This window comes from Variovorax endophyticus (assembly GCF_025376855.1).
GTDB lineage: Bacteria > Pseudomonadota > Gammaproteobacteria > Burkholderiales > Burkholderiaceae_C > Variovorax.
Genome location: NZ_JAHUTH010000017.1, coordinates 134,821 through 150,017, shown reverse-complemented (window position 1 = coordinate 150,017; position 15,197 = coordinate 134,821). Strand labels below are relative to the sequence as shown.

At 71.1% G+C, this 15,197-nt stretch carries 12 protein-coding genes; 5 read left to right on the top strand and 7 right to left on the bottom strand.

The window, feature by feature from the left end; genetic code table 11:
- The first annotated feature begins 229 nt into the window (after positions 1-229).
- A complete protein-coding gene (locus KV106_RS22395) occupies positions 230-700 on the top strand; it encodes a hypothetical protein (RefSeq protein ID WP_093354401.1) in 471 nt (156 codons plus the stop codon).
- A gap of 28 nt (positions 701-728) precedes the next feature.
- Here the strand turns inward: KV106_RS22395 and KV106_RS22390 are convergent, their stop codons facing one another.
- Positions 729-3,704 (bottom strand): L-glutamate gamma-semialdehyde dehydrogenase, encoded by a 2,976-nt coding sequence (locus KV106_RS22390; RefSeq protein WP_261212420.1) that lies wholly within the window; start codon positions 3,702-3,704, stop codon positions 729-731.
- A 111-nt stretch (positions 3,705-3,815) separates the two neighbouring features.
- Between KV106_RS22390 and KV106_RS22385 the strand changes: the two genes are divergently transcribed.
- Positions 3,816-4,283 carry an Lrp/AsnC ligand binding domain-containing protein gene (locus tag KV106_RS22385; protein ID WP_057594014.1) on the top strand — a complete coding sequence of 156 codons (468 nt, stop codon included), beginning with the start codon at positions 3,816-3,818 and terminating at the stop codon, positions 4,281-4,283.
- A 10-nt stretch (positions 4,284-4,293) separates the two neighbouring features.
- Here KV106_RS22385 and KV106_RS22380 read toward each other — a convergent pair whose 3' ends face one another.
- Positions 4,294-4,995: a YggS family pyridoxal phosphate-dependent enzyme gene (locus KV106_RS22380; RefSeq protein WP_261212419.1), complete on the bottom strand. Its 702-nt coding sequence runs from the start codon at positions 4,993-4,995 to the stop codon at positions 4,294-4,296.
- A gap of 51 nt (positions 4,996-5,046) precedes the next feature.
- Between KV106_RS22380 and KV106_RS22375 the strand changes: the two genes are divergently transcribed.
- Entirely contained in the window at positions 5,047-6,090 is a 1,044-nt protein-coding gene (locus tag KV106_RS22375; RefSeq protein WP_057594012.1) for a type IV pilus twitching motility protein PilT, read from the top strand.
- A 26-nt stretch (positions 6,091-6,116) separates the two neighbouring features.
- Complete coding sequence (locus KV106_RS22370) at positions 6,117-7,253, top strand: PilT/PilU family type 4a pilus ATPase (protein WP_057594011.1); 1,137 nt, start codon at positions 6,117-6,119, stop codon at positions 7,251-7,253.
- A gap of 152 nt (positions 7,254-7,405) precedes the next feature.
- Here the strand turns inward: KV106_RS22370 and KV106_RS22365 are convergent, their stop codons facing one another.
- Together KV106_RS22365 and KV106_RS22360 are read right to left on the bottom strand one after the other, a co-directional pair.
- Positions 7,406-8,956, bottom strand: a complete 1,551-nt coding sequence (locus KV106_RS22365; RefSeq protein WP_261212418.1) for an MFS transporter — start codon at positions 8,954-8,956, stop codon at positions 7,406-7,408.
- Complete coding sequence (locus KV106_RS22360; protein ID WP_057594009.1) at positions 8,953-9,438, bottom strand: MerR family transcriptional regulator; 486 nt, start codon at positions 9,436-9,438, stop codon at positions 8,953-8,955. Before KV106_RS22360 ends, KV106_RS22365 begins: the two co-directional genes overlap by 4 nt.
- Before the next feature lie 103 nt (positions 9,439-9,541).
- On the opposite strand from KV106_RS22360, the gene KV106_RS22355 reads away from it, so the two are divergent.
- Positions 9,542-10,450 (top strand): NAD(P)-dependent oxidoreductase, encoded by a 909-nt coding sequence (locus KV106_RS22355; protein ID WP_261212416.1) that lies wholly within the window; start codon positions 9,542-9,544, stop codon positions 10,448-10,450.
- A gap of 72 nt (positions 10,451-10,522) precedes the next feature.
- Here the strand turns inward: KV106_RS22355 and KV106_RS22350 are convergent, their stop codons facing one another.
- The 3 genes from KV106_RS22350 to KV106_RS22340 all read right to left on the bottom strand — a co-directional run bounded on the left by KV106_RS22350 (position 10,523) and on the right by KV106_RS22340 (position 15,155).
- Positions 10,523-11,308, bottom strand: a complete 786-nt coding sequence (locus tag KV106_RS22350) for a BON domain-containing protein (RefSeq protein ID WP_261212414.1) — start codon at positions 11,306-11,308, stop codon at positions 10,523-10,525.
- 199 nt (positions 11,309-11,507) lie between these two features.
- Complete coding sequence (locus tag KV106_RS22345; protein WP_261212412.1) at positions 11,508-14,330, bottom strand: CehA/McbA family metallohydrolase; 2,823 nt, start codon at positions 14,328-14,330, stop codon at positions 11,508-11,510.
- Positions 14,331-14,510: 180 nt separating this feature from the next.
- Entirely contained in the window at positions 14,511-15,155 is a 645-nt protein-coding gene (locus tag KV106_RS22340; protein WP_057594006.1) for an SIS domain-containing protein, read from the bottom strand.
- Between the last annotated feature and the right edge of the window lie 42 nt (positions 15,156-15,197).

The window sequence follows — 15,197 nt, the reverse complement described above, 5'->3', positions numbered from 1 at the left end:
CTTATGCATGCCGCGACGGGCGGTTATGCAAGAGTCGCTTGACGCCCCCGCGCGGGGCTTTCCTGCTGCGGTGCGGCAGATGACGAAATCGTCATCAACGGGTTATCGATCGCCGGTTTGCGTTCCCTAGAGTCGGTGGCAAGGAAAGACGAAGACCACGCGGCCCACCGGCCCGCTTCGCTCCCACCGGGTTCAACCACCACGTCCCACCACTGAAAGGAACGACGACATGAAGACCTCGCAACACCGCACCGTCCGCACCACCCGCCTGCTGGGCACGGCCGCCTTCGCCGCGCTGCTGGCCGCCGCCGCCGCGCCGAGCTTCGCGGGCAACTACGCCGAGGGCGATCCGCGCCCCGCATCGTTCAGCTCGTCGACGACGCGCGAAGCCGTGACGGCCGAAGCGCGCCAATGGCTCAAGACCGCGCCCACGCAGGGCTACACCGACGGCACGCCGCAGCAGCAGGTGGCCACGGTGTCGGCCAACAGCCGCGCCGCGGTGGCCGCCGACACGCGGCTGTGGATGCAGTCGGGCCTGGCCGCGAAGCAGTCGGGTGAAGCGGGTGCCGACCCGACCCGCGCGGGCTATCGCCAGGCGCAGGCCGAATACACGCGGCTGCGCGCCAGCCCGGCCTACGGCGCGCTGATCGAGCAGCTCGATCGCCAGGCCGCCGCGCACGGCCAGAGCACGGTGCGCTGAGGTCGCGCGGTGGCGTGGCGCGACGGCGCTACGCCACCGTGCTCAGCAGGGCCGCATTGCCGCCCGCGGCCGCCGTGTTGACCGTCACGGTCTGCTCGGCGCAGAAGCGCGGCAGGTAGTTCGGCCCGCCCGCCTTGGGCCCGGTGCCGCTGAGCCCTTCGCCGCCGAAGGGCTGCACGCCGACCACCGCGCCGATGATGTTGCGGTTGACGTAGACATTGCCCACGTGGGCACGCACGGCCAGCGCCTGGGCGCGCGAATCGATGCGCGTCTGGATGCCGAGCGTGAGGCCGTAGCCGAGCGCGTTGATGCGCTCGATCACCTCGGCCGGATCGCTCAGCGCGCCCGAGCCCCAGCGCACGATCTGCAGCACGGGGCCGAAGATCTCGCTGCGCACGTCCTCGATGGCACCCACTTCATAGGCCGCCGGCGCGATCAGGGTGGACGATGCGTCGTCCGTTGCGGCTGGCGCCAGCACGCGCTTCGCTTCGCGGTCCAGCCGCGCCAGATGGCGGCGGATGTTGTCGGCCGCCTCGCGGTCGATCACCGGGCCGACATCGGTCGCGAGCAGCGCGGGGTCGCCGGCCGACAGCTCGGCCGCCGCGCCGCGGATCATCTCGATCGTGCCGTCGGCGATGCCCTCGTGCAGCACCAGGAGCCGCAGCGCCGAGCAGCGCTGGCCGGCCGAGCGGAAGGCGCTCTGCACGACGGCATCGGCCACCTGCTCGGGCAGCGCGCTCGAGTCGACCAGCATCGCGTTGATGCCGCCGGTCTCGGCGATCAGCGGGACGATCGGACCGTCCTTGCCCGCCAGCGCGCGATGGATGATCTTCGCCACCTGCGTCGAGCCGGTGAACACCACGCCGGCCACGCCGGGCGCGGCCACCAGCGCGGCACCCACGGTCTCGCCGGGACCGTGCAGCAGCTGCAGCGCGTCGGCCGGAATGCCCGCCGCATGCAGCAGCGCGACCGCTTCGCGCGCGATGGCCGGCGTCTGCTCGGCGGGCTTGGCGAGCACGGTGTTGCCGGTGGCGAGCGCGGCCGCGACCTGGCCCGTGAAGATGGCCAGCGGGAAGTTCCACGGGCTGATGCAGACCCAGGGTCCGCGCGCGGTGAGCCGCAGCTCGTTGCGCTCGCCGGTCGGGCCGGGCAGCAGCACCGGCTGCATCAGGCGCTCGGCCTCGTCGGCGTAGTAGCGCAGGAAGTCGATCGCCTCGCGCACCTCCGACACCGCGTCGCCCCAGGTCTTGAAGGCCTCCTTGACGAGCAGCGCGCACAGGCGCGGCAGTTGCGCCTGGAAGGCATCGGCCGCGCGGCGCAGCGCGGCGGCGCGCGTTGCCACCGGCGTGTTGCGCCAGGCGCGGGAGGCCGTCGCGCTCGCGGCCACGGCGCGCGCGGCGCTCGCGGGATCGGCCTCGGGCACGACCGGCACCGCGGTCGCGGCCAGCGCCGCGAACAGCGGCGCGCGCATGGCGTCGACCGTGAGGTCGAGCCCGTCGCTGTTGCGCCGCGCGGGCGCCGGGCCGTAGAGCAGCGGCGGCAGCGGCAGTTGCGGGCTCTCGCGCTCCAGCCACAGCGGCGAGACCAGCAGCGTGGCGATGGGCACGCCGGGGTCGCCGAGCTGGTTGACGAAGGAGGAGTTGGCGCCGTTCTCGAGCAGGCGGCGCACCAGGTAGGCCAGCAGGTCCTTGTGGCGGCCGACCGGCGCATACACGCGCACCGAGGCGCCGGTGTGCTTCATGACCTCGCGGTAGACGCCCTCGCCCATGCCGTGCAGCCGCTGCAGCTCGAACGGCGCGCCCTGGCGCTGCGCCATCTGCAGGATGGCCGCGATGGTGCCCGCGTTGTGGGTGGCGAACTGCGGATAGATCGCGTCGGGCGCGGCCAGCAGCGCCCGGGCGCAGGCCAGGTAGCTGACGTCGCTGTGGTGCTTGTGGGTGAACACGGGGTAGTGCGGCAGGCCGAGTTCCTGCGCGCGCTTGATCTCGGCATCCCAGTAGGCGCCCTTGACCAGCCGGCACATCAGCCGCAGGCCGTAGCGGCGGGCGATCGCGGTGACGTGCTCGATCAGCTCGAGCGCGCGCGTCTGGTAGGCCTGCAGCGCGAGGCCGAAGCCACGCCATTGCGGATGCTCGGCGGCGACACGGGCCGCGAGCGCGTCGAACACGTCGAGCGAGAGCTCGAGCCGGTCGACCTCCTCGGCATCGATGGTGAGGTTGAGGTTGGCCGCGGCCGCGCGCTCGCACAGCAGCCACACGCGCGGCACCAGCTCGCGCAGCACGCGCTCGCGCTGCGCGTCCTCGTAGCGCGGATGCAGCGCGCTGAGCTTGATCGAGATGCCGTCGTTGCGCTCGGGCGCGGCGGCGGGATCGGCGCCCTGGGCGATCGCGGCGATGGCGCGGGTGTAGCTCTCGAGGTAGCGCAGGGCGTCCTCGTCGGTGCGCGCGCCCTCGCCGAGCATGTCGTAGCTGAAGCACAGGGCGGACTGCTTGCGGTGCGCGGCACGGGCCTCGTCCATCGCCTCGGCGATGGTCTGGCCCAGCACGAACTGCCGGCCCAGCAGTTGCACCGCGCGCAGCGTGGCGGCGACCACGGTGCGCGCGCCAAGCCGGGCCATCAGGCCCGGCGGATGGTCGGCCTCCGGCAGGAAGCGCTTGGACATCGCGATCGCGGCCGACGACAGGCGCGACAGCGTGGAATCGGCCGCTCCCTCGAAATCGGCGCGGCCGAGCTGGTCGGCCGTGAGCGCGATGGCGGTCTCGGCATCGGGCACGCGCAGCAGCGCCTCGGCCAGCCGCATCAGCGCGAGGCCTTCGGCGCTCGAGATCGGGTATTCGCGCAGCAGGCTCTCCATGGCCCAGAACGGCGGCGGATGGTCGCGCACCGCCTGCACCCAGGGCGTGGCGACGGTCGAGGCCGCGGTCCAGTCGAGCGCACCCTCGAGCAGGGCGAGTCGATGGGCGACGACCTCGGGCTCGGGTCGGTAGGGGTCGGGCAGGCGCATGTCTTCTCCTTGGTTGGATTGGCTATGGTCCATGCCTCGATGGCGAATCTTTCACCAAAATTCGACGTCAATTCCGGATAATTCACCAGAACCCTTGCCATCCCACATTCCATGACCGACCTGGACCGCGTCGATCTCCGGCTGCTCAAGATTCTTCAGGAAGACGGCCGCATCACCAACCTCAAGCTGGCCGAGGCGGTGGCGCTGTCGCCGACGGCGGTGCTCGCGCGCGTGCAGCGGCTCACGCGCGAGGGCTTCATCCAGGGCTACGAGGCGCGGCTCGACGCCGAGCGGCTGGGTCGCGGCTTCACGGTCTTCGTCGAGGTGCTGCTGGACCGCACCACGCCGAACGTGTTCGACCAATTCAAGGCCGCGGTGCAGGTGCGCGAGGAGATCGTCGAATGCCACATGGTGGCCGGCGGCTTCGACTACCTGCTGAAGACGCGCATGGCCGACATGGCGGCCTACCGCGACTTCGCGGGCACGGTGCTGTGGCAGCTGCCGGGCGTGCGCGAGACGCGCACCTACGCGGTGATGGAGGAAGTGAAGAGCAGCGCGCGGATCCCGCTCGGGATCTGAGCCGCGCCGCTCAGGCCGCCTTCTTCGGCCGGCCGCCGAAGATCGCCGTGCCGATGCGCACCATCGTGCTGCCCGCGCTGACCGCCGCCTCGAGGTCGGCGCTCATGCCCAGCGACAGGGTGTCGAGCGCGATGCCCGCGTCGCGGATCTGGTCGAACAGCGCCGTCGCGCGCAGGAACAGCGCGCGCTGGGCCTCGAAATCGGGCGCCGGCTCGGGGATCGCCATGAGCCCGCGCAGCACCAGCTGTGGCAACGCCGCCACAGCGCGCGCCAGCGGCAGCGCGTCCTCGGGCGTCACGCCGGACTTGTTGGCGCCGCCGTCCACGTTGACCTGCAGGCAGACCTGCAGCGGCGGCAGGTGGGCCGGGCGCTGGGCCGAGAGACGCTCGGCGATCTTGAGCCGGTCGACGCTGTGCACCCAGTCGAACTGCTCGGCCACGGGCCGCGTCTTGTTGCTCTGCAGGGGGCCGATGCAGTGCCACTCGAGGTCCGCGCGCAGGTCGGCCAGCGCGGCGATCTTGTCCAGGCCTTCCTGCACGTAGTTCTCGCCGAAGGCCGCCTGGCCGGCGGCATGCGCCTCGCGCACCGCCTCGGGCCCGAAGGTCTTCGATACCGCCAGCAGCCGCACCGCGCCGGGCGCGCGGCCGGCGTCGGCGCAGGCCGTCGCGATCCGCTGCCGCACATGCTGGAGGTCGTCGCCAATCATCGTCATAATCGTCCAAATTCGTATCAAAACGTCACCGAAACCCGTTCGAGGAGCCCCGTGGACATCACCCAACTGCTCGCGTTCAGCGTCAAGAACAAGGCCTCCGACCTGCACCTGTCGGCCGGCCTGCCGCCGATGATCCGCGTTCACGGCGATGTGCGCCGCATCAATGTCGATGCGCTGGACCACAAGGCGGTGCACGCCATGGTCTACGACATCATGAGCGACACCCACCGCAAGCACTACGAGGAGTTCCTGGAAGTCGACTTCTCGTTCGAGATCGACGGCCTGGCGCGCTTCCGCGTCAACGCCTTCAACCAGGCGCGCGGGGCGGCCGCGGTGTTCCGGACCATCCCCTCGAAGATCCTCACGCTCGAGCAGCTGAATGCGCCGAAGATTTTCGGCGAACTCGCGCTCAAGCCACGCGGCCTGGTGCTGGTGACCGGCCCCACGGGCTCGGGCAAGTCGACCACGCTGGCCGCGATGATCAACTACCTCAACGAGAACGAGTACGGCCACATCCTCACGGTGGAAGACCCGATCGAGTTCGTGCACGAGTCGAAGAAGTGCCTGATCAACCAGCGCGAGGTCGGGCCGATGACGCTGTCGTTCTCGAACGCGCTGCGCTCGGCGCTGCGCGAGGACCCCGACGCCATCCTGGTCGGCGAAATGCGCGACCTCGAGACCATCCGCCTCGCGATGACCGCGGCCGAGACCGGCCACCTGGTGTTCGGCACGCTGCACACCTCGTCGGCCGCCAAGACCATCGACCGGATCATCGACGTGTTCCCGGGCGAGGAGAAGGAGATGGTCCGCGCGATGCTGTCGGAGTCGCTGCAGGCGGTGATCTCGCAGACCCTGTGCAAGACCAAGGACGGGATGGGCCGCGTGGCGGCGCACGAGATCATGTTGGGCACGCCGGCCATCCGCAACCTGATCCGCGAGGCCAAGGTGGCGCAGATGTACTCCACCATCCAGACCGGCCAGGGCCAGGGCATGCAGACGCTGGACCAGAACCTCACGGACCTGGTGCGGCGCAATACGATCTCCGCCGCGGAAGCCCGCAGCAAAGCGAAGATCCCCGAAAACTTCCCCGGCTGACCCCCCAGCCCTCCGGAGCCCCCATCATGGAACGCGATCAAGCCAGCCAGTTCATCAACGACCTGCTCAAGCTCATGGTGAGCCGCAACGGCAGCGACCTGTTCATCACGGCCGACTTCCCGCCCGCGATCAAGGTCGACGGCAAGGTCACCAAGGTCTCGCAGCAGGCGCTGGGCGCGCAGCACACGCTGGCGCTCACGCGCTCGGTGATGAACGACCGCCAGACGGCCGAGTTCGAGCGCACCAAGGAGTGCAACTTCGCGATCTCGCCGACCGGCATCGGCCGCTTCCGCGTCAACGCCTTCGTGCAGCAGGGCAAGGTCGGCATGGTGCTGCGGACCATCCCGGCCAAGCTGCCGACCATCGACGACCTGGGCATGCCGCAGGTGCTCAAGGACGTGTCGATGACCAAGCGCGGCCTGTGCATCCTGGTGGGCGCCACCGGCTCGGGCAAGTCGACCACGCTGGCCGCGATGATCGACTGGCGCAACGAGAACTCCTTCGGCCACATCGTCACGGTGGAGGACCCGGTGGAGTTCGTGCACCCGCACAAGAACTGCGTGGTGACGCAGCGCGAGGTGGGCATCGACACCGACAGCTGGGAGGCGGCGCTCAAGAACACGCTGCGCCAGGCGCCCGACGTCATCCTGATGGGCGAGATCCGCGACCGCGAGACCATGGAGCACGCGGTGGCCTTCGCCGAGACCGGCCACCTCTGCATGGCCACGCTGCACGCCAACAGCGCCAACCAGGCACTCGACCGGATCATCAACTTCTTCCCCGAGGAACGCCGCGCCCAGCTGCTGATGGACCTGTCGCTGAACCTGCGCTCGCTGGTCTCGCAGCGCCTGGTGCCGACCGAGGACGGCCTGGGCCGCGTGGCGGCGGTCGAGATCCTGCTGAACACGCCGCTGATCTCCGACCTGATCTTCAAGGGCGAGGTCGGCGAGATCAAGGAGATCATGAAGAAGAGCCGCAACCTCGGCATGCAGACCTTCGACCAGGCGCTGTTCGACCTGTTCGAGGGCCACGCGATCAGCTTCGAGGATGCGCTGCGCAACGCCGACTCGGCCAACGACCTGCGGCTGCAGATCAAGCTCAACAGCCAGCGCGCGCGCAGCACCGACCTGGCCGCGGGCACGGAGCACTTCGCGATCGTCTGAATTCGGGATCGGACAGCCGAACGCACGAGAAGGACAAAGCGCGCAGAAGTCGCAAAAGGAGAACCAAAAATTCTGGCTGTTCCTTCTGCGACTTCTGCGACTTCTGCGTAACCTTCGCGCCCTCTGCGTCCGGCTGTCCGCTTCCGCTTCGGTCAGTCGATCTGCCGCTGCCAGGCGGCGAACACGCCCGCCGCGAGCGCGACCACGGCGATCGCCGTGAAGCCGTCGAGCGAGGCCATGAAGGTGGCCTGCTGTTCGAGCGTGCGCCACAGGGTGCCGAGCGCCATCGCATGCGCCTCGCCGGCCGCATGGCCGAGCGCCGCGAAATTCCGCGTCAGCCCCTCGAGCGCCTGCATGAAGCCCGCGTTGCCGGCGTTGGCCGATTCGGCGAGCCGGGTCTCGTGCAGCGCGAGCCGGTGCTGCTGCAGCGCGATCACGCTCGAGGTGGCGAAGGAGATCGCGAGCTGCCGCACCAGGTTCTTGAGCCGGTAGCCGTGCGCGAAGTCCTCGGCCGCGAAGGGCCGGAAGGTGAGGTTCGCGACCGGCAGCACCACGAACAGCATCAGCAGGCCGCGCAGCAGCAGCGGGCCGACCAGTGCCTCGCGCCCCGACTGCGGCGTGACGCGCGCGAGCCAGGCGGACGCCAGCGCGGCGATCGCGAAGCCCGCGACGATCAGCCACTTCTTGCGCGCGAGGCGCGCCGAGTAGCGCAGGTAGACGAACACCAGCAGCCCGGTGGCGAGCGACATCGCGCCCGTGAAGTAACCGGTGTTGCCCACGCTGAAGCCGAGCCCGCCTTCCATCAGCCGCGGCAGCAGGTAGCTGAAGCCGGTCGACAGGTAGTAATAGACGACGTAGAGCGCGAGCCCGACGCGAAAGCCCGGCTGCCGCAGCGCATGCAGCCGCACCAGCGGCGCGGGATGGTGCCACTGGTGCCAGCCGAACCACGCGAGCCCCGCGAGGCCGGCCAGCGCCAGCCCCACGAGCGCGGGCGAACCGGTGAACAGCTCGAAGTGGGTGCGCGTGAGCACCACCTGCAGCGCCGCCTGCGCCAGCGCGAACACCAGGTAGGGCGCATGGTGCGGCGCGGTGCGCTCGTGCGGCTCCACGTCGCCGAGGTCGGGCAGCGCCCACAGCACCAGCAGGCCGATCAGCACCGCCGCCGGCACGGTGCAGCCGAACAGCCAGCGCCAGTCGAAGTTCGAGACCAGGAAGGCACCCGCCACCGGCGCCAGCGCGCCGCCGAAGACGATCAGCACCATGAAGGCCTTGAGCGCCCTGGCGCGGCGCTCGGCCGGCATGCCGATCTGGATCAGGATGCGGCAGGCGCCGAGCATCGGCCCCACGAAGTAGCCCTGCACGCCGCGCGCCAGCGCGAGCTGGGTGGAACTGTCGGACCAGGCGGCGCCGAGGCCGCCCGCGGCGAAGGCAAACATGCACAGCGCGAGGTAGCGGCGGTAGCCGAGCCGCTCGATCCACGCATGCTGCTGCAGGATGCCGAGCACCGCGCCCAGCGCGTAGGCGCTCGAGGCCCACACCAGTTCGTCGGGCGAGGCGTTGACGCCGCCCGCGATGTAGCTGGCGAAGAACGCGAACAGCGCGTTGTCGAAGTAGTCGACCGCCGTGACCAGCCCGATCGCCCAGGGCATCCACGCCATGGCCGAGAGGCCGTGCGGTTGCCGGGCGAGGGCCGGTGCGTTCATGACGCCGGACGCTCCGCGCGCCGCTGCGCGAGAGCCTCCTCCACCGGTTCGCCGGCCAGCCGGCGCTCGACGTAGTCGAGGTCGCGGCGCAGCTGGGCCTGCAGGGCCGCGGCTTCCTTGAGCTCGCGCCGCACCTGGGCCACGCGGGTGTCGAGCGTGGCGAGCTGCGCGCCCAGCGTGTCGCGCAGCGACTTGAGCGAGGCATTCGACAGCCGCGGCCGGCCGCCCTCGGCCGGCGCCTCCATCGGCTGGCGCAGCATCTCGGTGATGGTGGTGAGCGAGAAGCCCAGCGAGCGCATGCGCAGCACGCGCGCCAGCCGCTCGAGGTCGGCCGGTTCGTAGAGCCGGTAGCGGCCCTCGCTGCGCACCGGCACCACGATGCCCAGTTCCTCGTAGTACTTGAGCGTGCGCGGCGTCACGCCGAGCTGCGCCGCGGCATCGCGAACGGTGAGGGACTTGGGCGGGGGGGCCGGGGAGCTCATGGGTTGATTCTACTCCAACGTGTACGTTCACGTACAGGTTTGGGCCGGCACGGCCATGTCCCCCGAGTGCAGGCTGTCGCCGAATGGCTTTAAGCTCGGGCCCATGAGCAGCATCAACCCCCGCACCTACGAATCCGTTCCCGCGCAGACCGTCGCCTTCCTGGGCCTCGGCGTCATGGGCGGGCCGATGGCCGGCCACCTGGCCAAGGCCGGCCACGGCGTCACGGTCTACAACCGCACCGAGGCCAAGGCCCGGGCCTGGGTCGACGAGTTCGGCGCCCCCGGCCGCCATGCCGCCACGCCGCGCGAAGCGGTGGCCGGCGCCACCATCGTGTTCTGCTGCGTCGGCAACGACGACGACCTGCGCTCGGTGGTGCTCGGCGACGACGGCGCCTTCGCCGGCATGACGAAGGGCGCGGTCTTCGTCGACCACACGACCGCCTCGGCCGACGTGGCGCGCGAGCTCTCCAAGGCCGCGCTCGAACGCGGCCTGCAGTTCATCGACGCGCCGGTGTCGGGCGGCCAGGCCGGCGCTCAGAACGGCGCGCTCACCGTGATGTGCGGCGGCGACGCGGCCGCCTTCGATCGCATCAAGCCGGTGGCCGCGGCCTTCGCGCGCGCGGTCACGCTGCTCGGCGAGAGCGGCGCGGGCCAGCTCGCGAAGATGGTCAACCAGATCGCGATCGCGGGCCTGGTGCAGGGCCTGTCGGAGGCCATTGCCTTCGGCCAGCGCGCGGGGCTCGACATGCGGGCGGTGCTCGAGGTCATCGGCAAGGGTGCCGCCCAGAGCTGGCAGATGGACAACCGCGGCAAGACCATGATCGAGGGCAAGTTCGACTTCGGCTTCGCGGTCGACTGGATGCGCAAGGACCTGGGCCTGGTGCTCGACGAGGCCAAGCGCAACGGCGCGCGCGTGCCCGTGACCGCGCTGGTCGACCAGTTCTATGCCGACGTGCAGCAGTCGGGCGGCACGCGCTGGGACACCTCGAGCCTGATCACGCGGCTGAAGTAGCAAGCCCCTGGCTCACCCGGAAACGAACAAGGCCCCGTCGAGGGGCCTTGTTCGTTGGTGGGCGGAAAGACTTCAGCGGATCGGGCTGGTCGTCACGCCACCGGCCGGCGCGGGCGCCGGTGCCGGCAGCGGCTCCATCGGCGGCAGCGGCACGCGCGACGAGGTGCCGGGCTGCGGCTGCGAAGCCGGCGCCACGGGCGCGGGCGCGGACACGCCGGTGCCGCCGCGCTGCGCGCCGCTCAGGTCGGCCTCGCTCACCACCTCGACCACGCGCACCACCTTTTGCACGCCGGTCACGCTGCGCACCACCTCGGTCGCGCGGTCGGTCTCGCGGCGCGTGGCGATGCCCATCAGGTAGACCGTGCCGCGCTCGGTCACGACCTTGAAGGAGTTGGCGAAGATGTCCTTGGCATCGAGCAGCGAGGCCTTGACCTTGCCGGTGATGTAGAGGTCGTTGGAGCGGTCCTGGAAGGTGCTGGGCGCGCCCAGCGTGATTTCGTTGACCACCGAGCGCACGTTGTCGGCGCCGCGCACCACCTCCTCGACGCGGCGGCGGTCGGCCTCGTTGCCCACCGCGCCGGTCAGCAGCACCTGGCGGTTGTAGCTGGTCACGCTGACGTACATCTGGTCGTTGGCGATGTCGCGCACGCGGGCCGCGGCGCGCAGTTCGATGCCCTGATCGTCGAGCTGCGCGCCCGAGCTGCGGCGGTCGGTCGCCACCATGCCCACGCCCACCGCCGCCGCGCCGCCGACCACCAGCGGCACGCAGGCCGAGAGGCCCGCGACCAATGCCGCACCCGAGGCGAGTGCGAATACGAGGCGGTGCATGGCGCGAGGCGTCGAGGCGGTCTTCTGCATGTGTGATTTCCCTGGAATGGAGGTGCGAGACGGGCGCTGCCGCGAGGCCCTGGCCCGGGTTCGCGGCGAGTTTAGCCCAGCGGATTCGCCGCTCCGTTACGGCTTGTTGGTAGAAATGAAGACGGCCGCGGAGTTCCCGAGGGAACGCCGCGGCCCGCGCCGGATGCGGCCGCCGCCGCTTCTTCAGTTCGTCTTCAGCTCACGGCTTCGCGAGCGACAGCAGGAACACCTGCTGCGTCGGATCGCGCTGCAGCCGCTGCGCGTTGCGCGTGCTGGCGAACGCCACCTGCCCGCCCGCGGTCACGGGCCAGCTGTTGTTGCCGCGTGCCATCAGCAGCGTGCCGGGCTCCCAGCCGCTGTCTGGGCGGAACACCGCAGTCATCACGCGCCAGCGCCAGTCGGCCGAGCGCGAGTCGTACCAGACCGCGCGCACCGCACCGTCGGCATCGACGCCCAGGCGCGGCCGCTCGCTCATGGTCTTGTCGTCGGCGCCGACCACCACCGGCGCCGCGAAGGACCTGCCGCCGTCGCCCGAGACCGCGGCGCGCACCGAGAGGTTGCGCCCGCTCGCGGCGAGCTCCTTGCTCTCCCAGACCGCGACCAGCTCGCCCTTGGCGCCGAACGCGATCTGCGGATGGCGATCGGCGCGGTCCGAGGTGCCGATCTCGGCCGGCTTCGCGGCCCAGGCGCCACCGGCTTCGCGCACCAGCACCTGCACCTGCCAGTCGTCGGGCGTGGTGCCCTCGCCGTAGCTCGCGGCGCCGGTCCACAGCGGATCCTTGTCGCTGCGGTCGTCCTGCCAGGCCACGGCGACGCGGCCGTCGGCCGCCACCGCCACCGAGGGCAGCACCGAGGCCGGATAGCGCGGGGTGCGCGTGTCGCTGGCGATGCCGGGATCGGTCACCTTGCCGGCGGCCGACAGGTTGCGCGGCTGGACATCGGTGCCGATCTCCTGCGCCATGATGTCGAAGGCCTGATGGGCCGCGATCTCCTGCCATGCGAGCACGGGCTTGCCGCCGGCCGACAGCGCGATCGCCGGATGCTCGGCGCGTCCCTCGACCGCGCGCACGGTCACGGTGGCGTCCCAGTTGGCGCCGCCGTCGGCCGAATGCCGCAGCTTGATCTCGGGCCGGTGCGGCACCTGCACCGCGTCCTCCTCCCAGGCCACCCAGACCTCGTTGCCGCGCGCGGCCACGCGCGGAAAGCGCGCCTGGCCCTGGCCGCTGAGCGTGCGGCCCGCGTCGCGCCACACGCCCTTGGCATCGCGCTGGCGATAGACCACGGTGCTGCTCGAGGCGCCATGCAGCTCGGCCACGAAGTGCAGCGCGCCGTCGGCGACCGCGATGTCGGGGAAGCCCGCGAAGCCGCCGCGCGCACCCGCCACGCGCAGCGCGCCGTCCTCGGTGCCGGCATCGGCGGGAATCGGCGTCGCGGGCTTGGCCTCGACCGGCGCGGGCGAGACGAAGATCGGCGACACGGTGGCCTTGACCTCGTCGACCGACACCGGCGCCCAGGGCTGCGGCGTGCTCATGCCGCGCACCTCGGCGCGGTACCAGTCGGGCTTGTCGCCGGCAGCGATGTCGACGATGAAGCTCTCGGCATCGGTCTTGGGCTTGAAGCTCTTGAGCGGGCCGGCGCTCTTGCCGGGCGCGCGGTAGACGAACACGTCCAGGCCCGCGGCGCGGCGCACGTCGATGCGCAGGTGGCCGGCGGTGCCGGCCGGCACGAACACCTCGTCGCCGCCGATCGCGGTGTAGCCGCCGCCGCGCAGGTCGGTGGCGATCGAGACGAAGGGACCGTTCGGGTCGTACGAGAGGCTGGTGTGGCCGCGCTGCAGCGCCTGCACGATGGCACGCTCGTTGTAGGCCCTGGACAGCAGCTGCGTGGCCGGCATGCCGGGGTTCGAGATCGGATAGACCGTGCCCTCGCCGTCCCACAGCTCGCGCATGTGGCTGTCGCTCGCGCCCGCGATGCCGAAGCGGAAGCCCGCGTTCCACAGCTTCTCGGCATAGGCGTCGGCCAGCACGGTCTCGGGGCTCGGCGTGCCGTTCCAGGTCTCGACCAGGTCCACGCCCTGCACGTTGGCATAGGCATTGAACGAGCCGTCGGCATTGGTCTCGCCGTCGTTGGGATGCGCCACGGTCCAGTTCGCGCCCTGGCTGTGCGCGTCCCAGATCGACTGCTGCAGGTGCGTGAAGGGCTGGCGGTCGGCGCGCGCGGCGCCCTGCACGATCGAATCGACGCCGCCCTGCACCGTGGCGTGCGGGCTGCCGTTGGCTTCCTCGCCGCGCACCAGCAGCAGCGAGGGAGACTCCCAGTTCCAGTCGTAGTGCTGGTCGTAGGTGCGGTGGTCGGTCAGCGGCATGAACTCCAGGCCCATGCGCGTGCCCTGCCCGATCTGGTCGGCGATGCCGGTGTTGCCCGGACCCTTGTCGTCGTTGAGCTGGCGCGCCGCGCTGCCGTCGGACGAGTGGTCGTCGTGCACGTGCGTGTCGCCCTTGAGCCAGGTGCCGGCGGGGATCGACGGCGCGGCTTGCGTGAACTTCGCGGCGATGCGCTGCGCGGCCTTCACGGTCACGACGCAGCGCGTGTCGCCGCCCTCGCACGAGGTGCCCTGCCAACCCGCGAACACGAAGCCGTGCGCGGGCGTGGCGTTGAGCGTGACGGTGCTGCCTTCGGCGTAGTCGGCGCTGGCGCCGGTGCAGCTGCCGGGGCCGCAGGCCAGCCTGGCGTCGAGCGATTCGACGTCGCCGCTGCCCTCGACCGCGAGCGACAACGCGAAGCTCGCGGGCTGCGTGCCGCCGTCCTGGCCGTTGTCGCCTTGCGCGGGACCGCCGCCCGAGGGCGGCGCGAAGCCGAAGAAGCCGCCGCCACCACCGCTGCCGCCGCCGCAGGCACTCAGTGCCAGCACGCAGACGGCGCTCAGGGTGGCCAGCGCGGCGCGTGACGTGCGGCGCGTGGAAGGGGCCGATGACAGCCTGCCGCGGACCGCGGGCAGGGAGGGAAAGTTCGGGAGTTTCATGGGGGGCGGCGCGCCGGAGAGTTGAGGAGCGAGCGCGCTCGGCCGCGATGCTAGGAAGCCGTCATGTCAATCACATGAACTTTGTTCAACACATTTATGAAATCATTCTGAGAAAAACTCAGGCCCCGGCGCAGCAAAACGCATACCCCCGCGCGCCGGGGAGCGCCATGCGTGAAGGGTTCAGCTCGACGGCGACAGCACGTCGCTGTCGGGATCGCCGAGCAGCTGCGCGTCCACGCCGTCGCACAGGCAATGCAGCGCGAGCAGGTGGATCTCGTGGATGCGCGCGCCGCGCTCGTGCGGCACGCTGATCTGCACGTCGGTCTCGCGCAGCGCGCGGCCGATCACGCCGCCCGTGCCCGGCGCGGCCGAGGCGCCCGCGTTGGCATTGCCGAGCAGCGCCACCACGGTCATGTCGCGCTCGTGCGCCGCGTGCACCGCCGCGAGCACCGGGGCCGACTGGCCGCTGACGCTGAGCGCGAGCAGCACGTCGCCGGCCTGGCCGAGCGCGCGCACCTGGCGCGCGAAGCGGTCGCCGTCGACGGCATTCGCGCCGTCGGCCGCGGGGTCGGTGCTGTCGCCGGGCAGCGCGATGGCCGCGAGCTCGGGCCGCTCGCGCTCGAAGCGGCCGACGAACTGCGACGCGAACTGCGTGGCCAGCAGGCCCGACACGCCCGACCCGCAGGCCAGCACCTTGCCGCCGCTGGTCACGCACGCCAGGATCGCCTGCATCGCCTGCGAAATGGGTTTGCTCAGAATCGGGCCGGCCTGGTACTTGAGGTCGGCGCTGTCGATGAAGTGCTGCTGAATCCGTTGCTCGAGCATGGGGCGGGATGATAACTGCGGGCATCGCGGCCGAGCCGCGCC

What these genes read in the sequence shown, in the direction of transcription:
- KV106_RS22345 (WP_261212412.1), bottom strand. Translation starts at nt 14,330, where the DNA reads ATGAAACTCCCGAACTTTCCCTCCCTGCCCGCGGTCCGCGGCAGGCTG.
- KV106_RS22370 (WP_057594011.1), top strand. Translation starts at nt 6,117, where the DNA reads ATGGAACGCGATCAAGCCAGCCAGTTCATCAACGACCTGCTCAAGCTC.
- KV106_RS22340 (WP_057594006.1), bottom strand. Translation starts at nt 15,155, where the DNA reads ATGCTCGAGCAACGGATTCAGCAGCACTTCATCGACAGCGCCGACCTC.
- KV106_RS22350 (WP_261212414.1), bottom strand. Translation starts at nt 11,308, where the DNA reads ATGCAGAAGACCGCCTCGACGCCTCGCGCCATGCACCGCCTCGTATTC.
- KV106_RS22395 (WP_093354401.1), top strand. Translation starts at nt 230, where the DNA reads ATGAAGACCTCGCAACACCGCACCGTCCGCACCACCCGCCTGCTGGGC.
- KV106_RS22390 (WP_261212420.1), bottom strand. Translation starts at nt 3,704, where the DNA reads ATGCGCCTGCCCGACCCCTACCGACCCGAGCCCGAGGTCGTCGCCCAT.
- KV106_RS22365 (WP_261212418.1), bottom strand. Translation starts at nt 8,956, where the DNA reads ATGAACGCACCGGCCCTCGCCCGGCAACCGCACGGCCTCTCGGCCATG.
- KV106_RS22355 (WP_261212416.1), top strand. Translation starts at nt 9,542, where the DNA reads ATGAGCAGCATCAACCCCCGCACCTACGAATCCGTTCCCGCGCAGACC.
- KV106_RS22360 (WP_057594009.1), bottom strand. Translation starts at nt 9,438, where the DNA reads ATGAGCTCCCCGGCCCCCCCGCCCAAGTCCCTCACCGTTCGCGATGCC.
- KV106_RS22380 (WP_261212419.1), bottom strand. Translation starts at nt 4,995, where the DNA reads ATGACGATGATTGGCGACGACCTCCAGCATGTGCGGCAGCGGATCGCG.
- KV106_RS22385 (WP_057594014.1), top strand. Translation starts at nt 3,816, where the DNA reads ATGACCGACCTGGACCGCGTCGATCTCCGGCTGCTCAAGATTCTTCAG.